Origin of the sequence: Amycolatopsis sp. TNS106 (assembly GCF_019330265.1) — a bacterium.
Taxonomy (GTDB): Bacteria; Actinomycetota; Actinomycetes; order Mycobacteriales; family Pseudonocardiaceae; genus Amycolatopsis; species Amycolatopsis lurida.
In genome coordinates this window covers 6,380,313-6,397,917 of record NZ_CP024972.1, presented here as the reverse complement: position 1 = coordinate 6,397,917, position 17,605 = coordinate 6,380,313, and the positions used below count along the sequence as shown (strand labels likewise).

General features: G+C 70.2%; 12 protein-coding genes. 9 read left to right on the top strand and 3 right to left on the bottom strand.

The annotated features are described in order from the left end of the window. Nucleotides 1-5: 5 nt before the first annotated feature. The 3 genes from CVV72_RS29295 to CVV72_RS29285 are packed head-to-tail and all read left to right on the top strand — an operon-like array spanning nucleotide 6 to nucleotide 5,083. Nucleotides 6-2,021 carry a YrhB domain-containing protein gene (locus tag CVV72_RS29295; RefSeq protein WP_219146872.1) on the top strand — a complete coding sequence of 672 codons (2,016 nt, stop codon included), beginning with the start codon at nucleotides 6-8 and terminating at the stop codon, nucleotides 2,019-2,021. A 4-nt stretch (nucleotides 2,022-2,025) separates the two neighbouring features. Continuing rightward, nucleotides 2,026-3,114: an ADP-ribosylglycohydrolase family protein gene (locus tag CVV72_RS29290; RefSeq protein WP_219146869.1), complete on the top strand. Its 1,089-nt coding sequence runs from the start codon at nucleotides 2,026-2,028 to the stop codon at nucleotides 3,112-3,114. A gap of 40 nt (nucleotides 3,115-3,154) precedes the next feature. Further along, on the top strand, nucleotides 3,155-5,083 hold the full coding sequence (locus CVV72_RS29285; protein WP_219146867.1) for a TNT domain-containing protein: 1,929 nt from the start codon (nucleotides 3,155-3,157) through the stop codon (nucleotides 5,081-5,083). A gap of 230 nt (nucleotides 5,084-5,313) precedes the next feature. Here the strand turns inward: CVV72_RS29285 and CVV72_RS29280 are convergent, their stop codons facing one another. The 3 genes from CVV72_RS29280 to CVV72_RS29270 form a co-directional block, all read right to left on the bottom strand. Continuing rightward, nucleotides 5,314-6,165, bottom strand: coding sequence for a class I SAM-dependent methyltransferase (locus CVV72_RS29280; RefSeq protein WP_219146865.1), 852 nt, complete (start codon nucleotides 6,163-6,165; stop codon nucleotides 5,314-5,316). A 16-nt stretch (nucleotides 6,166-6,181) separates the two neighbouring features. After that, nucleotides 6,182-7,489: a sensor histidine kinase gene (locus CVV72_RS29275; RefSeq protein ID WP_219146863.1), complete on the bottom strand. Its 1,308-nt coding sequence runs from the start codon at nucleotides 7,487-7,489 to the stop codon at nucleotides 6,182-6,184. Nucleotides 7,490-7,616: 127 nt separating this feature from the next. Beyond that, on the bottom strand, nucleotides 7,617-9,038 hold the full coding sequence (locus tag CVV72_RS29270; RefSeq protein ID WP_219146861.1) for a CCA tRNA nucleotidyltransferase: 1,422 nt from the start codon (nucleotides 9,036-9,038) through the stop codon (nucleotides 7,617-7,619). A 148-nt stretch (nucleotides 9,039-9,186) separates the two neighbouring features. On the opposite strand from CVV72_RS29270, the gene CVV72_RS29265 reads away from it, so the two are divergent. The 6 genes from CVV72_RS29265 (at nucleotide 9,187) to CVV72_RS29240 (ending at nucleotide 17,398) form a co-directional block, all read left to right on the top strand. Next, the gene (locus tag CVV72_RS29265) at nucleotides 9,187-9,711 is read left to right on the top strand and encodes an NUDIX hydrolase (RefSeq protein ID WP_125679360.1); all 525 of its coding nucleotides are present in this window, start codon (nucleotides 9,187-9,189) and stop codon (nucleotides 9,709-9,711) included. Continuing rightward, complete coding sequence (locus CVV72_RS29260) at nucleotides 9,708-11,861, top strand: DUF6049 family protein (RefSeq protein ID WP_219146859.1); 2,154 nt, start codon at nucleotides 9,708-9,710, stop codon at nucleotides 11,859-11,861. The genes CVV72_RS29265 and CVV72_RS29260 overlap by 4 nt, the downstream gene beginning before the upstream one ends. Before the next feature lie 647 nt (nucleotides 11,862-12,508). After that, a complete protein-coding gene (murJ, locus tag CVV72_RS29255; protein ID WP_255632804.1) occupies nucleotides 12,509-14,245 on the top strand; it encodes a murein biosynthesis integral membrane protein MurJ in 1,737 nt (578 codons plus the stop codon). A 120-nt stretch (nucleotides 14,246-14,365) separates the two neighbouring features. Then, nucleotides 14,366-15,922 (top strand): protein kinase family protein, encoded by a 1,557-nt coding sequence (locus tag CVV72_RS29250; RefSeq protein ID WP_219146858.1) that lies wholly within the window; start codon nucleotides 14,366-14,368, stop codon nucleotides 15,920-15,922. Between the two features lie 31 nt (nucleotides 15,923-15,953). Continuing rightward, entirely contained in the window at nucleotides 15,954-16,613 is a 660-nt protein-coding gene (gene sigM, locus CVV72_RS29245; protein ID WP_037333997.1) for an RNA polymerase sigma factor SigM, read from the top strand. Next, complete coding sequence (locus CVV72_RS29240) at nucleotides 16,610-17,398, top strand: hypothetical protein (protein ID WP_219146857.1); 789 nt, start codon at nucleotides 16,610-16,612, stop codon at nucleotides 17,396-17,398. Before sigM ends, CVV72_RS29240 begins: the two co-directional genes overlap by 4 nt. Nucleotides 17,399-17,605: the final 207 nt, after the last annotated feature.

Sequence of the window (17,605 nt, the reverse complement as noted above, 5' to 3'; positions counted from 1 at the left end):
GGACGATGAACGAAGAGGAAGCCGTCAGCCGCGTCGAGGAGTGGCTGACGGGCCGAGGCGGGGAGGGGACCGGCGCGTTGCGGGTCCGCCGCGACTACGTCGTGCGCGCGACCGACGGCTGGAACGTCACCTACAACACCGTCGGCTGGCTCGACGGGACCGACCCCGGCGCCGGCCTGTTCCCCAGCCCGGTCGCCTTCGTCCCGGACGACGGCGGCGAGATCCGCCTCGACCTGGAGCTGATGGCGGTTTCGGCGGCGGGCGGCGACAGCGACGCTTTCACCCGTTGGGCGGAGGTCGTCGATCCGGAATTCGACCCGGACGCGGTCCCCGGCCTGCCCGTGCCGAAGGCGGCGATCCTGCGCTGGGAGCAGCACACGCTGTTCGGCGAGCCGACGGGCGCGGTCCGCGCGAACCCGGAGCACCGGCCGGGGCCGCGGTTCTCCGGCCGCCCGGCACCGGAAAGCCCGGTCGAGACACTGCTCGGCTACCTCCGCGTCGAGTGGATCACTCCGGAGGAATTCGTCCACTGGATGCTGGACCTCGACGTCCTGGCCCCGGCGAAGGACGGCCACCTCCAGGTCCGCGACTTCGGCGACGCCGGCGCCCGGTTCGTCGTCTACACCTCCGAGGCGCAGGTGCCGTCGGAGTACACGATGTGGCAGCGAGTCCAGCCCCGCGTGCTCTTGCGGCGGGCCAAGGACAACCCCGGAGTCGGCCTGCTGGTCAACCCGGGACGGCCGGAGACCTTCAACGTCTATCCGGAAACACTGCGGCAGGTCGCCGACCTCGAACTCCCGGCTGGCACCGAACGCCCGGAATCCGTCGGGCGCCCCGCGTACTTCAGCGGGGAGTACGAAGGCGCCGCCGTCGCGAACCTGCGCAGCCTCGTCGACCAGGCCAGGGACAACGGTTACACCCTGAGCGGCGAAGAGCTCACCCGCTACGTCCGCGCCGCGACGCTGTCGTTCGAGCGTTCCCGGGCGAAGCACGACGGCCGTCCGCTGCCGGAACTGCCCGAAGACCTGTTCACCAACGGGCTCGTGACGCACTTCTACGACAACGGCGAACCACGCCCGAGCGCCTGGACGTTCGGGAAGTTCTACGACCCGACGCTCCCCGTGGGCAGCTTCGCGTACCCGCGGCTTCTCGGTGCGTACGTCGGCTTCGCGCTCGGCGACGCGCTGGGCTCGGGCGCCGATCCCGCCGACGGCTTGCCACTCGGCGGGCTGACCCGGCAACTGCTGTTCCACACCGAATCGGTGATCCGCGGTCTGGACCCGACCCCGGACAAGCCCGAGATCCCGGCGTCGCTGCCCGCGGGCGGACGGCCGGACGGCTGGGTCGCCAAGGCCACCGAAGGCGCGGGTCCGCCCCCCGCGGAGTTCTCGGCCATGCTGGCGACCGCGCTCGCCGCGACGGTGACCGGTGGGGTGCAAGGACCCGCCGACAGCACGTTCTACGCGATGAAGGTCGTCCGCGAATTGGTCGGCTCGGCGGCGGGACACGAGGTCGTCCACGGCGCGGAACTGCTGGTGAACGTGTTCCGCGCCCAGCTCGCCGCCCGGAACGGCGAACCGGCGGTCGCGAACTTCCTCGAAGGCTTCGACGAGTACAGCGGCGAGGTCGGGGAGCTGGTCAAGACCGTGCTCGACCTCCGGAACGAGGTCGACGGCGATGACGTCGAGCAGTTCGACAGCATCGGGGACGGCAGGACGCCGCTTTCGGTGCTCGGCCGGGCGCTGTTCGCCGCCGCCAAACGCGGGTACGACGCCGAAGCCGCGCTGGCGCTGGCCGCTCGCGGCGGCACGGTGACCGCGGCGCTGACGGGGGCGATGGTGGGCGCCAGGCTCACCGTGCCCGGTCTGCCGGAGTCGTGGCTCGCCGCGTACGCCGACCTCGGCGTCGTCGACGCCATGGCGGGCGACGCCTTCTACTACTTCAACCGCTTCGGCCTGCCCCGCGAGCCCGAAGAGCGGCGACGCTGGGACGCGAACCGGTACCCACGAGGAGATCAGTAGAGAAATGCGCGAGTGGCTTCAGGATCCGGCGACCAGGTCGCGGCTGCGCGGCAGCCTGTACGCCGGGGCGCTCGGCGACGCGCTCGGCGCGAAGACCGAGTTCGACTCGATCGACCGCATCCGCGAGATCGCCGGACCGGCCGGGATCACCGGCCTGATCCCGGCGTACGGCGGGCTCGGGCGGATCACCGACGACACCCAGATGACGCTGTTCACCCTGGAAGGCCTGATCAGGGCCCACCACGGAACCGGTCCCGTCGAACAGTCCCTGCAGATGGCCTACCAGCGCTGGCTGCACACCCAGGGCGTTTCGTGGGAGCGGGCACGCGGCCCGGAGAACACGAGCCCGGAACCGGACGGCTGGCTGATCACGAACCGCGAGCTGTTCAGCCGTCGCGCGCCCGGCCTGACCTGCTTCAGCGAGCTGGAGGCGTACGGCAAGACCGGCGTACGCGCCGGCATGGACAAGCCGGTCAACAACTCGAAGGGCTGCGGCGGGATCATGCGCGCGGCGCCGGTCGCCCTGTGGTCGGACGACCTCGCGGAGGTCTTCCGGCTCGGCGCGGAGAGCGCGGCACTGACGCACGGTCACCCGAGCGGGTATCTCTCGTCGGGTGCTTTCGCGGTGATCGTGCACGAACTGCTGCGCGGGAAACCGTTGCTCGACGCCCTCACGGCCGCCCGTGCCGAACTGGAGAAGTACCCGGGACACGAGGAGCAGAGCGTCGCACTCGACCAGGCGCTCGCCCTGGCCGGGGAAGGGCCGCCGACGCCGGAGAAGCTGGAGACGCTCGGACAGGGGAACATCGGCGAAACCGCGCTCTCCATGTCGGTTTACGTCGCCCTGACCACCACGGACCCAAACGTCGCGCTGCTCGCGTCGGTGAACCACAGCGGCGACAGCGACTCGACGGGCTCGGTCTGCGGAAACCTCGTCGGCGCCCTGTACGGGGAGGAAGCGCTCGAGACGAGCTGGCTCGTGGAGCTGGAATTGAGCGAAGTGATCGGACAGCTGGCGGACGACGCGCTCGCGGAGTTCGGCGGGAACGCCCCGGGTGACGACCGGTGGTACGCCCGCTATCCGGCCCACTAGATTTACCCCCGGTTTGGGGAACTTGGGGAGGGGACACATAGTGCGTTACCGGGTTCAAGCGGCGGAGCGGCCGGATGGCCTGTACGCCGTCTGGGGGGACACCGTCTTCGCGGCCCAGCGGTCGACCGAAGACGGCACGCTGCTGCTCATCGCGCCGCCGGGGGAAGCGGCGCCCGAGGGTTTCGACCGCGACTGGAACGGCCGCCCGGCCCGGGTCGTGCTGAACGGCGAGGTCGGCGCGACCTTCAGCCTCCAGTCGTACGGCCGGTTCGACGACGAGCACTTCCAGATCGCGCCGAACACCGGCGGCGGCGACCTGACCTTGCGCTGGGCGGGCGAGGACGCGGCCCGCGCGGCCGAACTGGGCCTGACGGACTTCTCGACCACCGCCCCGCCGTCGCGGCTGACGGCGTTGTGGCAGACCAGGCACGACTTCGTCGAGACGCCGGAAGCGCGGCCGGAGATCGGCACGGGTGACCAGGGCGCGCTGCTGCGTGCCATCGGCCGGACCCTGCTGCGGGTGCTGCCGCCGGGCTGGCAGCGGGTCGGCGCCCAGTTCCGGCAGGTCGGCGACTACTCCGAACTCGAAGTCCGCTCGGTCGGCGACGAGGGCAACGGCCCGGTGTCGGTGTCGATCGCGGCCCCGCCGGAGCTCGGTTCGCTGTTCGCGCGGCTGCGCGCGGCGATGCACCAGCCCGAGACCGGCACCTGGTTCCAGGGCACCTTCACGCTCGACGCGGAATCGCATTTCGACTTCGACTTCGACGCCGAGCAGGAACCGACCTGGCGGCTGGCGCCGAACGAGGGCGGGAAGCCATCGCCGCGCGCGTACGCGACCGAGCTCGCCATCCACCCGCGCGACACCAAGCACGTCCCGGCCTGGCTTTCGGCCAAGGCGGGACTGCCGCTGGACATCGTGTTCCGGCACGCGAAGGTCGTCGACGCGCACAACGAGGGTGAACGACCGGTCGTCAACCGGCCGCCGGTACCGCCGGATCTGATGCGCGGCGTCCTGGACTACCTCTTCCGCTCGCCGGTGGCGCTGACCCGGCCGGGTCCGCAGCCCGACATCTTCACCCCGAACGGCCCGCCGGACGTGCCGAACGCCTTCCACACCGACGGCGTGTGGATCTGGCCCGCGGCCGTACCGCATTACCTGCGCAAGTACGGGGTGCCGCCGGAGCCGGAGCTGATCGAGCACATCCGGGCCGCCGGCTTCCGGCCGCCGCTGGTCGGCGAGCTGGTGCGGGCGACCGCCGAGGCGGAGATCGTCGGCAAGCCGCGGCCGCCGCAGACCGCCGCGGACCTGCCGGACGAAAGCGCCCGCACCCGCGTCGAACGCGACGGCGAACCCGCGCGCGACATCCGCGCCGTCGAGGTGCTGGACGTCCTGTACCAGCGGCTGGCCGAGCACGGAGTCGCGCCGACGGCCTATCGGATCGGTGCGAACGCGGTGCCGGAGCCGGGGCTCTGGACCCTGCGCCGCACCGAGAGCGGCTGGGAGGTCTCTCGCCCGCCGACGGACGAGCCGGTGGCGTTCGCCAAACTCGAAGAGGCGGCTCGCTTCTTCCTGGGCACCCTGCTGCTGTACCCGGCGCGCGCCGCGGTGGGCGCGAACGAGGAGTCCGACAACCCGGCCGACTGGCCGATCCTGCCGCTGCGGGGCGAGCCGCCGCTGAACTTCTTCCGCCGCAAGCGGATCGTCGTCCTGCCGTCGGGCACCACGGTGCAGCGGTTCGGCAACGAGACCGGCAACCTCGTGCACGCCGAATCGGCGCGGTTCATCGAGACGTCGCTGGCCGCGGACCGCGAACGGGAGCGCCGTCTGTACCGCGTCGTGCGGCCGCTGCGCGTGGTCACCGGCATCACCGCGCCGTGGAACGGGACCCCGGGCGGGGCCGTGGCCTACGTGCTGCCCCGGCCGATCGCCCAGCATCTCGAAACCGGCGCGCTTTCCCGCGTCCAGTAGCGCGCCGAGGTCCCGAACTCGCGTGGCTCGGGCAGGAACGCGCCCAGACACGCGAGTTACGCCTTCAATCACGCGAGTTACGGCTCCGCTCACGCGTGGTGGCGGGGTTCCACGACGAGCCGTCCGTCTGATCACGCGTGACCGCCGTCTACGCACCGCGGTGGTACCTGAGACACACGTGGCTGGAGGCGTAACTCGCGTGATTGGAGGCGTAACTCGCGTGACCGAACTCAGGAAGCGGTGATCAGCACCGCGGGCGACCACCAGTAGTCCGCGAGCGGCTCGATCCGGATGCCGGTGAAGCCCGCTCCCTTCAGCTGCGAAGCCCAATCGGTGGCGGGCTGCTCCCAGTTCGTGCGGTCCGCGCCGGGTTTGACCAGGCCGAGCAGGATCGGCAGCAGGAACCCCTGCGCCACCAGCGACGCCTCCTTGCCGTACTCCGAGATCCCGCGTTCGTAGCGGGTGACCAGGGAAAGCAGGTACTCGGGGGAGTCTTCGTCGTATTCGGGCACGTCGAACTCGGCGAGCACCAGGCACGACGTGCGCGGCCGGAGCGCACGCAGGACCTCGGTGCGCTCGGCGGTCGGGATCGACTGGAGCGCGAAGGTCGACTGCGTCAGCTGCCACTGCCGGTCGTCGTCGCGGGCGAGGAACTCCTGCGCGGTGGCGTCCCAGGTGTGCAGGCCGTGTGTGCCGTCGAGCTGCTTCCGCGTTTCCGCGAGCAGCGCGCTCGACGGTTCGACCAGGTCGATCCGGCCCGGCTGCCGATCCGCCTGTTCGAGGGCGGGGACGACGGCGAGCCCGTCGCCGCAGCCGAGATCGAGCAGCGAACCGACGCTGCCGTAACGCCGGGCGAGCATGGCGCTGAGCCGGCGGTAGAGCTCGACGTTCCCGCCGCCGCGGATGAACGCCGTGAACGCGGCGGGCTGGTCGTACACATCTCCGCCGCCGCCTTCGGTCAGGTACCGGTGCAGTTCGCGGCCGAGCGTGGATCCGGCACGCTCGGCGAGGTCCGCTGCCGTGGCCCGGTCACCGTCGCGGTACGCGGTGAGCGCTTCGGCCAGGACGTCCGTTTTCTTCATGTTCTCCTGTTTACCGTCAGAAAGGCACCCAAAGGGTGACTCTGGTGCCATTGCCCGGAGCCGACTCCACCCTGGCGGTCCCGCCGACCTCGTTCAGCCGGGCGGTGATGGACTCGCTGATCCCGAAACCGGCGGGCCGGGAGTCGATGCTGAATCCGGCACCGTGATCGCGGGTGATCACCGCGACGCCGCCTTCCTGCTCCTCGACCCGGACGACGACCTTGTCCGTCCCGGCGTGTTTGAGGGTGTTGCGCAGGGACTCGCGGACGGCGTCGCGGATGGCGATCTGCCGGACCTCCGAAAGCGTGTCGTCGTCGAGTTCGGCGATCACGAGCTGGGCGCGCAGGCCGTCTCGTGCCATCTCCGCAGCCAGCGACGCGAGCTTCTCGCCCAGTGGCCGCGAACCGGCCTCCGACCGTTCCGAAGTCTCGCTCTCGATCGTCCGGCGCAGTTCCATCGACTGCGCCCGCGCGAGCCGCTGCACCTCGGCGAGCCGCGCGACCGGGTCGCCCTTGTTGGCCAGCGCGATCGCTTCGAGGGTCTGTAGCACGGAGTCGTGCAGCATCCGGTGCTGGCGGGCGCGTTCGGCGATGCGGCCGTTGCGGATGCCGTACGCGAGGGCCAGCCGCGTGCCCAACCCGATCAGGACGAGGGCGCCGCTCGCGGTGAAGAGGACGCCAAGGATCGACGGGAAGGTGGCCATGGCGTCTCCGGGCGCGGCCTGGCCGGTGCCGATCAGAGACGCGAGCATCCGCACCGGGAAGCTGCCGACGGCGAGCGCCGCCGCGGCGGGCATGCCCAGCGCGAGCGCCAGCAGGGCGACCTCGCCGAGCAGGTGCTTGCCGGGGATCGCCATCGCCTCGGTGAAGACCGAAGCCGGCACCAGCGCCCCGACCGCGAGCGGCGCGAGCAGCGTGAACACGAGGTCGATCGCCAGCAGCCGGGCCGCGAACTGCGGGCGGAACGGCGCCGAGCGCAGCATCCACCGGATGCCGTACAGCGAGAGCCCGACCGAACCGAGCGCCGCCAGCCCGACCGGCCCGATCCCGATCATGCCGTGCGTGGAGACGTAGACGCCGAACGCGCCGGGCACCGCGAAGAGCCGGTAGACCAGCGGGACGAGGGCGACGTAGCGGGCGGCTCTGAGCAGCAGGTTGTCGCGATGGGCCGTGTCGATGGGGCCCGACATGTGCTGGATCCGCCGGAGCGCGCGCATCGGTGTCGGGTCGCCGACCTCGTCCGACAGCTCGCTCGTCGCCGTCGCCAGCGCGGGCGCGCCACGACGCAGCAACGTCACCAGAAAACTGGGCGGCCGCTTCGCCATGGATTTTCCCCCTGCCCGGAGCACCGGCAGGAGTATCTCCGGTTACGCCACATGGATCCAGAGACCAACGGGGTTTATCTCAGCTGATGGCGCCGAAAACGGGACGAACCGGGCGTCTTCGCCCGGTTCAGCCGCCGATACCGTTCTCGGCGGCCCACTTCTTCAGCTCGGCCACCGCTTCGTCGTGCTCCAGCGGACCGCGGTCGAGCCGCAGTTCCTTCAGGTGCTTCCACGCCTTGCCGACGTCGGGCCCCGGCTTGAGGTCGAGGATCCGCATGATCTCTTCGCCGTTGAGGTCCGGGCGGACCTTGTCGAGGTCCTCCTGCGCCTGGATCGCTTCGATCCGCCGCTCGAGGTCGTCGTAGGTCGCCTGCAGCGCGGCCGCCTTCTTCCGGTTGCGCGTGGTGCAGTCGGCCCGCACCAGCTTGTGCAGCCGGGGCAGCAGGTCGCCGGCGTCCGTGACGTAGCGCCGCACCGCCGAATCGGTCCACTCGCCCTTGCCGTAGCCGTGGAACCGCAGGTGCAGGAACACGAGCTGGCTGACGTCCTGGACGATCTCCTTCGAGAACTTCAGTGCGCGCAAACGCTTGCGCGCCATCTTCGCGCCGACGACCTCGTGGTGGTGGAAGCTCACGCCGCCACCGGGCTGGAACTCGCGCGTCGCGGGCTTGCCGACGTCGTGGAGGAGCGCCGCGAGCCGCAGGATCAAGTCCGGCTCCGACGTGGGTTCGTGCGACTTCTCCAGGTCGATCGCCTGCGCGAGCACGGTCAGCGAGTGCTGGTAGACGTCCTTGTGCTGGTGGTGCTCGTCGATCGCCAGCCGCATCCCTGGCACCTCGGGCAGCACGCGGTCGGCGAGGCGGGTGTCGACCAGCAGCTCGATCCCGGGCCTGGGGTCGTCCGCCAGCAGCAGCTTCGACAGCTCGGCCTGCACGCGCTCGGCGGTGATCCGGTCGATCTCCTCGGCCATCGACGACATCGCGTCGACCACCCGCGGCGCCGCGGTGAACCCGAGCTGCGCGGAGAACCGCGCGGCCCTCAGCATGCGCAGCGGATCGTCGGCGAAGGACTCCTGCGGGGTCGCGGGGGTGTCGAGCACCTTGTCCTGCAGCGCCTGGAGCCCGTCGTGCGGGTCGACGAAGGTCTTGTTCGCGAGGTCGATCGCCATCGCGTTGACCGTGAAGTCGCGGCGGAGCAGATCTCCCTCGATGCTGTCGCCGAAGGTGACCTCGGGGTTGCGGCCGACGCGGTCGTAGCTGTCGGCGCGGAACGTGGTGATCTCCAGGGTCATGCCCTGTTTGGTCACGCCGACGGTGCCGAACGCGATACCGACGTCCCACACCGCGTCGCCCCAGGCGCTGACGATCTTGAGCACCTGGTCCGGCCGCGCGTCGGTGGTGAAGTCGAGGTCGTTCGACAGCCGGCGGAGCATCATGTCCCGGACGCTGCCGCCGACCAGGTACAGGCTGTACCCCGCCTTCGCGAAGAGCTTCGCGAGCTCGTCCGCCAACGGGGAGATGCGCATCAGCTCGGTCACGGCGTTCTGCATCGCAGTGCTCTTCCCCGCAATCGCCTGCCCGGCGACCACCTTGTTCACGACAATCCCACCACGATTTGGATGTACTTACTACGGCCCGGCCCAACACGGGCACGGAGAGCCAGCGTACCCGTACCGCCGTTTGCTCTAGCATCGCAGCATGTCTGGATCAGCCGGGCGCTCCGGCGCTTCGAAGCCGGGCCGCCGGCGGAGGCGCAGGCGGGGAAGGCGGCTGACCACGGTCGACGAAACCTCGGCCGGTGGACTCGTCGTCGACGCCGAACGGGCGAACGCCGCGCTGATCGGGCGGCTCGACCGGCACGGCAGACTGCTGTGGTCGCTGCCGAAGGGCCACATCGAGGACGGTGAGACGGTGGAGCAGACGGCTGTGCGCGAGGTGAAGGAGGAGACCGGCATCTCCGCGCAGGTCCTGCGGCCCCTCGGCACCATCGACTACTGGTTCGTGGCCGAACGACGGCGGGTGCACAAGACGGTGCACCATTTCATCCTGGAATCCACCGGCGGCGAACTTTCGGACGAGGATGTCGAGGTGACCGAGGTCGCCTGGGTGCCGCTCGCCGACCTGGAGACCAAACTCGCCTACTCCGACGAGCGCAAGCTGGTCCGGAAGGCCAAAGAACTCTTCGCGCAGCAACAGCACACCGCCGAGGGAGCACCTGAGTGAAGCGGCTTGCCGCCACTGTCCTGTCGATCCTGTTCCTGGCCTTCAGCGCGTTGCCCGTCGCGGTCGCGCAGGCCCAGGAACAGCCCCGGCTGCGCGTGGACCTCGATCAGCTCAACCCCCGCGTGATCACCTCGACGTCGGCTTCGCTCACCGTGACCGGCCGCGTCACCAACATCGGCGACCGGCGGATCAGCAAGCTGGGCGTCCGGCTGCAGCTGGGCACACGGCTGCAGAACGAGCAGCAGATCGGTGACGTCCTCGCCGGTGACAAGTTCAAGGATCTCGCGGCGACGGAGTTCGTCGATCTCGAACCGGACGTGCTGGAGCCCGGCCAGAGCGCCGCGCTGGACCTGGCGGTCCCGCTCGGTCAAGCCGCCAAGCTGCAGTTCCCGAGGCCCGGCGTGTACCCGCTGCTGGTCAACGTCAACGGCACCCCGGATTTCGGCGGCCCGGAACGGCTGGCGGCGGTCACCCTGCTGATGCCGGTGCTCGGGGTCCCCGGAAAGCCACCGTCACGGCCCCCGGCAATGTCTTCGGCGCCGTCGACCAGCCTGCTGTGGCCCATCGCCAACAGCGCCGTGCACGTCGTCTCAGCCCCCCTGGGCGGCCCGCTGACCCTGGCGGACGAGCGGCTGGCGGACGAACTGGCCCCCGGCGGACGGCTGGATTCACTGGTCGAGGCGGCTCGCGCGGCCGAGGCCGACACGAAGGTCTCGTCGTCGTTGTGCCTGGCCATCGACCCCGACCTGGTAGCGACCGTCGACGCGATGACCCGCGGCTACCAGGTCGCCGGCGGAGCTCCCGGCAAGGGCGTCGAGACCGCGAAGAACTGGCTCGGCAGGCTGAAGGCGCTGGTCGCGGGCCGCTGCGTGGTCACCCTCCCGTTCGCCGACGCCGACCTCACCGCGCTGACGAAGGTCCGCGCCGGCGACGCCACCGACACCGCGCTCATGACCACCGCGCTCGGCGGCGCGGGGACGATCAAGAACCTGCTCGGCATCCAGCCGCAGGACGGCGTGCTCTGGCCCGGCGGCGCCCTCGACTCGCAGACCGTCGAAGCGATCGGCAAGGCGGGCGTCAAGACCGTGCTGACCGATTCCGGCAAGCTCCAGTCCCGCACGCCGCTTTCGAGCGGGGTGTCGATCGAGGGCACGGAGCTGCGCGCGCAGCCGATCGACGCGCTGGTCTCGTCCGCCCTGAACGGTTCGGGGTCCACCCAGAACGGGCTCGGCGCCATCGCCTTCCGTGCCGGCCTCGGCGGGCAGAACGAGGGGCCGGAACGCTCGCGCCTGCTGATCGCGCCGCCGCGGCAGTGGGCCGCGACCGGCACCGAACTCACCACGTTCCTGGAGCGGATGGGCGACTTCTACACCGCCGGTCTCCTCAAGTCGGCGCCGCTGCCCGAGTTGCTCGGCGAAAGCCCGTCCGGGACGGCGTCGGTCAACTACGACCCGCAGGATCTGACGGCCTCGACCAGCGGCGACGTCACCGCGAAGATGTCCCAGCTCGACAACGAGACGCTGGGCCTGTCGTCCGCGATGACGATGGACGCCACCAAACGGGTGCGGCCGGCCGACGTGGTCGCCCCGGTCCGCCTCGCCCTCATCCGGGCCGCGTCGACGTCGTGGCGCGGCGCGGACGCCGCGACCGTCACCGGCAACGCCCGCGGCGATCTGGAGGCGATCCGCAGCCAGGTCACCGTCGAGCGGCCGAAGCAGACGATCGCGCTGGCTTCCGGCGCGGCGCCACTGCCGGTGTTCATCACGAACAACCTGCCGGTCGGCGTCGCCGTCCAGGTCGCCCTGAAGAACAACGTGGGCCTGCGCCCGACCGACGACACCCAGTTGCAGGCTCAGATGGTCCCGGCCAACAGCGCCCGTAACCGGCTGCTCCCGGTCGAGGCACTGCGGGCGGGCCGGTTCAGCGTCGACGTCTCGCTGACCACGCCCGACGGGACGCCGCTCGGGTCGGCCGCGCGGTTCGAGCTGACGTCCACGGAGTACGGCGCGATCACCATCATCATCACCGTGACCGCAGCCGGTGCGCTGCTGCTCCTGTCGTCCCGGCGGATCTACCGGAGGATCAAGGACTCGCGAGCCGATCGGGCGAACGAAACCACCCCGCGTGTGACCGAGGACGCACAGGTTTAAGTGTTTCCGGGCGTTGCCGATTACCCTGGGTCGAACGATGCCGCCGGGCATCACGTAGCCGAGCACCGAGGATTGGGCACGCGTTGGAAAGAGAGCCGGGTGTACCGCCCGAGCGTGCAGGCCGTCCCCGGCGCGAAGGTACTCCGCCCCCGCCCCGCCGCACCGATGGACCCGCACGCCGTCCGGAGCGTCGTCAGCCGCCACCGCAGCAGCCCCCGCCCGAACGCGGTGAGCGGCCGCGGCGGGCCACGCCGCCGCCCCCACCGCCGGTCGACGGCCGCCGCCAGCGGGTGGCAGGCCGTCCCGACGACGAGACACGGCGGCTGAGGCCACCGCAGACCCCACCGCCGCCGCCGAACCAGGCACCGCCGCGGAAGGTGCCCCCTGCCCAGGGGACGCCTCCGCCGCCGCCGACCCGTCGCCAGCCGGTTCCGCCGCCGCAGGGCCCGCCGCTGCCGCAGCCGTCCCAGAATCCGCCCCCGCGGCGTCCGGCGGCACCTCCGGCCCAGCCGCCTCAGGCGCTTCACCAGACGCCGCCGCCGCCTCATCGCGGGCGCCGCCAGCCGCCACCGGTCCGCCCATGGCAGGTCGACCGGCGCGACGAACCCGACGCGACGCGGTTCATCCCGCGCACCCCCGGCGTCCCGATGGGATCGCGCTGGCCGGTCGCCGACCCCGACGTCCTCCGCCCGTACGACCAGCTCGCCACGCAGGTCATGCCGGCGATCAAGGACGCGCCGCTGGTCAAACCGCGGCCGGGGGAGACGGGCGAACAGGACGTCGCCGCTCCGGCGAAGGCACCGTCGATCGCGAAGTCGAGCGGCCGGATGGCGATCGCCTCGCTGATCAGCCGCATCACCGGCTTCGCCTGGAAGCTGTTGCTGGTCGCGGCCATCGGCGCTCAGGTGGAAAACGACTCGTTCAACGTCGCCAACACCATGCCGAACATCATCTTCGAGCTGCTGATGGGCGGGGTGCTGTCCAGCCTCGTGGTCCCGCTGCTCGTGCGGTCGCAGGACGACAAGGACGGCGGCGAGGCCTACACCCAGCGGCTGGTCACGGTGGCGGGCACGCTGCTCGTCCTCGGAACGACGATCGCCGTCTTCGCGGCGCCGTTGATCACCAAGCTCTACGTCGACGACAAGGGACAGGCGAATCCCGACCTGGTCACCGCGTTCGCGTACCTGCTGCTGCCGCAGATCTTCTTCTACGGCCTGTTCGCGCTGCTCTCGGCGGTGCTGAACGCGAAGAACATCTTCGGCCCGACGGCGTGGGCGCCGGTGATCAACAACCTCGTCGTCATCTTCACCATCCTCGTGGTGTGGATCATGCCGGGGAACATCTCGACCGATCCGGTGTCCATCACCGACCCGAAGCTGTTGACGCTGGGCATCGGCGTGACCTCGGGCATCGTGGCGCAGTCGGTGCTGCTGATCCCGCCGCTGCTGAGGTCGGGGTTCAAGTTCAAATGGCGCTGGGGCATCGACAAGCGCATGAAGGAGTTCGGCGGGCTGGCCTTGTGGACCGTCGGCTACGTCGCGGTCAGCCAGATCGGGTACACGATCACGACCCGGGTCCTGACCAGTGGATCGCAGGGTGGGGTGACCGCGTACAGCAACGCGTGGCTGCTCTTCCAGCTGCCGTACGGCGTCATCGGGGTGTCCCTGCTGACCGCGATCATGCCGAGGATGAGCCGCGCCGCGGCCGACGGCGATCACAAGAAGCTGATCGGCGACCTCTCCTACGCCTCGCGCATCTCGACGGTGACGCTCCTCCCGATTTCCGCCGTCATGACCGTCGTGGGTGGATCGGTCGGTATCGCCCTGTTCACCTTGGGCAAGGGAACGGTCGAGGCCGCGTCCCGGATGGGCGAGGCGCTGGCGATCAGTGCGTTCGCCCTGCTGCCGTACGCGCTGGTCATGCTGCAGATGCGGGTGTTCTACGCGATGAAGGACGCGCGGACGCCGGTGCTGATCATGATCGTGATGACCGTGGTCAAGGTGCCGCTGCTGTACCTGTGCCCTGTGCTCCTGTCGCCGGACAACATCGTGCTCGGCGTGATGATGGTCAACGGCCTCACGTTCGTCGTCGGCGCGATCCTCGGCCAGGTCTGGCTGTGGGTGACCCTCGGAAACCTCCGGAGCAAGCGGGTTCTCGGGGTGATCCTCTTCACGGTCGTCGCGAGTGTGCTCGGGGTCGGCGCGGCCTGGCTCGCCGGGCAGATCGTCCCTGACTCGTTCGGGCCTACTTTCCAGGCCTGGGCGAAACTTCTGCTGCAGACAGTGGTCGGGATCATGGTGTCGTTCGGCGTGCTCATGGCCTTGAAGGTCGAGGAATTGAAGCCCGCCACGGCGAGGATCACCCGGTTGATCAAGCGCGGATAACGATTCACGTACGGATGGCGCGCGTTCACGGGTCGTATTCTGGGTACTCTCGAGGCGGGAGCTACGCGGGAGAGTGCGGTGGATACGAGACGGAGCGAACAGGCAGGGGAGGCCGGCCAGATGGGCATTCGGGCCCAAGGCGGGTCACTGGCCCCTGGCCGGGTCGTCGGTGACGGCCGGTATCGCCTGCTCGCACAGTTCGGGGTGGACGAGCGGGCCGCCGCGCATCTTTGGCGTGCCCGCGACGGGCAGCTGAAGCGGGACGTGGCGCTGACGCTGCTGGTCGGCGACCCCGCGGACGCGGAAGCCGCCCGGCTCGCGCGCCGGACGCTGGAGCGTGCCGCGCATGCCTCGAAGTTCGGTCACGGCGGAGTCGCGCGGGTTCTCGACGTGCTCAGTCTCGGCAGCGGCGTCACCTCGAGCGAAGGTCTGCTCGGTGTCGTCGTAGCGGAATGGACCAAGGGCAGCGACCTGGTCGACCTGGTGGCGCAGCGCCCGGTGGCGCCCGCCGCGGCGGCCCGGATGGTGCAGGCGCTGGCGGAAGCCGTCGACCACGCCCACCAGAACGGCCTCGTCCTCGGCCTCGACCACCCGCAGCGTCTCCGGCTCACGCCGGACGGCGCGCTGAAGCTCGCCTTCCCCGGCCCGTTGCCCGAAGCGACCCTTCGTGACGACGTCAAGGCACTCGGCGCCGTCCTGTATCTGCTGCTGACCGGCCGTTGGGCCCTTCCCGGCGGCCCGGCCGCGATCCCGGCGGCGCCGCACGCGCCGACCGGCCGCGTGATCCCGCCGCGTTCGCTGGTCCCGACGGTGCCGGTCGAGCTGTCCTCGCTCGCCGTCCGCACCATCGAGGACGGCGGCCATGGCGGCATCCGCACCAGCGCCGCCATCCTGCGCGTGCTGGACCAGGTCGCCGAAGCCGAAGAGCGCACCCAGCTGATCAAGGCCGTCGGCGAGGAAGAAGCCGTGGCCGAATCGGACGGCACGGTCTGGACGACGAAGAAGCCGGTCAAGGACGTCGCGCGCCGCAAGAAGCTGGCGTTCGGGGTGACCGTGCTGGTCGTCGCGACCGTGGTCATTCTCGCGTGGGGCGGGATGATGCTGATCAACCTGTTCCAGGGCGAGTCGAAGTCCAGCGGTCCGAAGATCAACGTCGCCGCGTCCTCTTCGCAGGCCGCGCCGCCCTCGGGCGAGCAGCCGCCGCCCGCCCAGCAGAAGCCGTCCCCCGCCGTGGGTGCCGCGGTGAAGCCGTCGGCCGTGGCCGTCTTCAACCCGGGCAGCAAGGGCGACAGCCCCGGCAAGGCCAGGAACGCCACCGACGGCGACACGGTCACCTCGTGGAAGACCGACCAGTACGACAAGCAGTTCCCGGTGCTCAAGGACGGCGTCGGGCTGGTCGTGACCTTCAAGGACCCGATCAACCTCACCCAGGTCAAGATCGACGCGGCGAGCCCCGGTTCGAAGGTCGAGATACGCTCCGCCGACAAGAAGAACCCGAAGCTCGACGAGACGAAGGTCGTCGGGGCCGGGGACCTCGCGGCGGGCGAATCGACCATCGCGTTGCAGCAGCCACAGCAGGGTCAGTACTTCATCCTCTGGATCACTCAGCTGGGTGAAGACGACAGCGGAAAGTTCGTCACCGAACTCAAAGAGCTGACCTTCCTGCCTGCGGGGTGACGGCGGACACCGGGTCAGTAGGCTCTCCCGGGTGACAGCTGCAGCTCCCACGGACGCGGATCTCATAGCGGCGCATGCCGCTGGAGACCCGCACGCGTTCAGTGAACTGGTCCAGCGACATCGAGACCGCATGTGGGCGGTGGCCCTCCGCACCTTGCGGGATCCGGAAGAAGCCGCGGACGCCCTGCAGGACGCGTTCATCTCCGCGTTCCGAGCAGCGGGCAACTTCAGAGCCGAATCGCAGGTCACGACGTGGTTGCACCGGATCGTCGTGAACGCGTGCCTCGACCGCATCCGGCGGGGCAAGGCCAGACCGACCGTTCCGCTGCCCGAGACCGGGCAGTTCAACGAGCCCGCTTCACCGCGTGACTCGATGTCGGAACGCGAGACGAGCCTGGTCGTCAAGGAAGCCCTCGACCAGCTCCCCGAAGAGCAGCGTGCCCCGATCGTGTTGGTCGACGTCGAGGGATACTCCGTCGCCGAGACGGCGAAGATGCTCGGCATCGCCGAGGGCACGGTCAAGAGCCGGTGTGCCCGAGGTCGCGGAAAGCTCGCGAAGGTTCTCGGACATCTACGGAACCCCGATGCGATTGCGAACGTCCCAACTCACGAAAGCAAACGAGAGCGCGCTACCCCGCAACGGGGTGCCAGGCGTCCTCAGGGCACGCCGGGTGACGGGGAGGGACGATGACAGACGAGAGCAGGGGGATCGGTGGGACCGTCGGTCCGCCGTGGTCTGTCGATGTGCTCGCCGACCTGCACGCAGGGGTGCTGGACGAGCGGGAAGCGGCCGAGCTGTGGCCGCGGGTGAACGCCGACCCCGAAGCACTGGCGATCATCGAAGCACTCGAAGCGACCACGGCCGACCTCGCGGACCTCGCGAACGCGCCGGTCGCACCGATGCCGGCGGAGTACGCGGCCCGGATCGATGCCGCGCTGGCCGCCGAAATGCGGGTGTCGCCTGCGTTTCAAGGCGCATCTGAAGGGCAGCAGGAGCAGGTCGCCCCGGTGGTGGACCTCGCGGCCGCACGGCGGCGGCGGAACAAGCGGATCGGCTGGGGCGCCGGGATAGCGACCGTGGCGGCGGCGGCCATCGCCGCCGTGGCGATCGTCGTCCCGACCACGCGGGAGCCGGATTCGGGCGGTATCGCGCAGCCCGCGCCGTCGGCTCCTTCCGGGCCTTCGGTCGGCGGAGACGGCGGTGGCGCCGAAGCCCTCGTCGGCAAGGCGATCGGCGTCCGCGACTTCGGCTCTCTGAAGACCGAAGAGCGCCTCGACGCCTGTGTCGCCGCTGCCGGCATGGACGCCGACGTACGGCCGGAGGGCATCCGGCCGGTGAACGTGGCGGGCAAGGACGGCGTGATGGTGATCTACACCACAGGCAAACTGGCCCAGTTCCGCATCGTCGCTTTCGGTGCCGACTGCGGCCCTGGCAACCCGGCGGTCCTGTTCGACAAAATCATCGGACAGAAGTAACCGACCGAAACCTCACTGGTCCCTCGCTCCCCACCAGCCCCATTTCGGAGGGAGCGAGGGACCTTTGCTACCGCGCTAGCTTTCCTAGCGGCGCTAGAGGTCGGATCTCCGCCTCGGCGCAAGGGGGGAGAAAGTAGCGCCGGTCACCACGGGAACACCGGCCCCTACGATCGTGTTGAGCCTGGTGAACAGGTCACTACGAGCGGA

Bases quoted from the DNA above. Each gene is read 5' to 3' on its own strand.
- CVV72_RS29295 (WP_219146872.1), top strand. From the start codon at position 6: ATGAACGAAGAGGAAGCCGTCAGCCGCGTCGAGGAGTGGCTGACGGGC.
- CVV72_RS29250 (WP_219146858.1), top strand. From the start codon at position 14,366: ATGGGCATTCGGGCCCAAGGCGGGTCACTGGCCCCTGGCCGGGTCGTC.
- CVV72_RS29275 (WP_219146863.1), bottom strand. From the start codon at position 7,489: ATGGCGAAGCGGCCGCCCAGTTTTCTGGTGACGTTGCTGCGTCGTGGC.
- CVV72_RS29290 (WP_219146869.1), top strand. From the start codon at position 2,026: ATGCGCGAGTGGCTTCAGGATCCGGCGACCAGGTCGCGGCTGCGCGGC.
- CVV72_RS29270 (WP_219146861.1), bottom strand. From the start codon at position 9,038: ATGCAGAACGCCGTGACCGAGCTGATGCGCATCTCCCCGTTGGCGGAC.
- murJ (WP_255632804.1), top strand. From the start codon at position 12,509: ATGGGATCGCGCTGGCCGGTCGCCGACCCCGACGTCCTCCGCCCGTAC.
- CVV72_RS29280 (WP_219146865.1), bottom strand. From the start codon at position 6,165: ATGAAGAAAACGGACGTCCTGGCCGAAGCGCTCACCGCGTACCGCGAC.
- CVV72_RS29265 (WP_125679360.1), top strand. From the start codon at position 9,187: ATGTCTGGATCAGCCGGGCGCTCCGGCGCTTCGAAGCCGGGCCGCCGG.
- CVV72_RS29240 (WP_219146857.1), top strand. From the start codon at position 16,610: ATGACAGACGAGAGCAGGGGGATCGGTGGGACCGTCGGTCCGCCGTGG.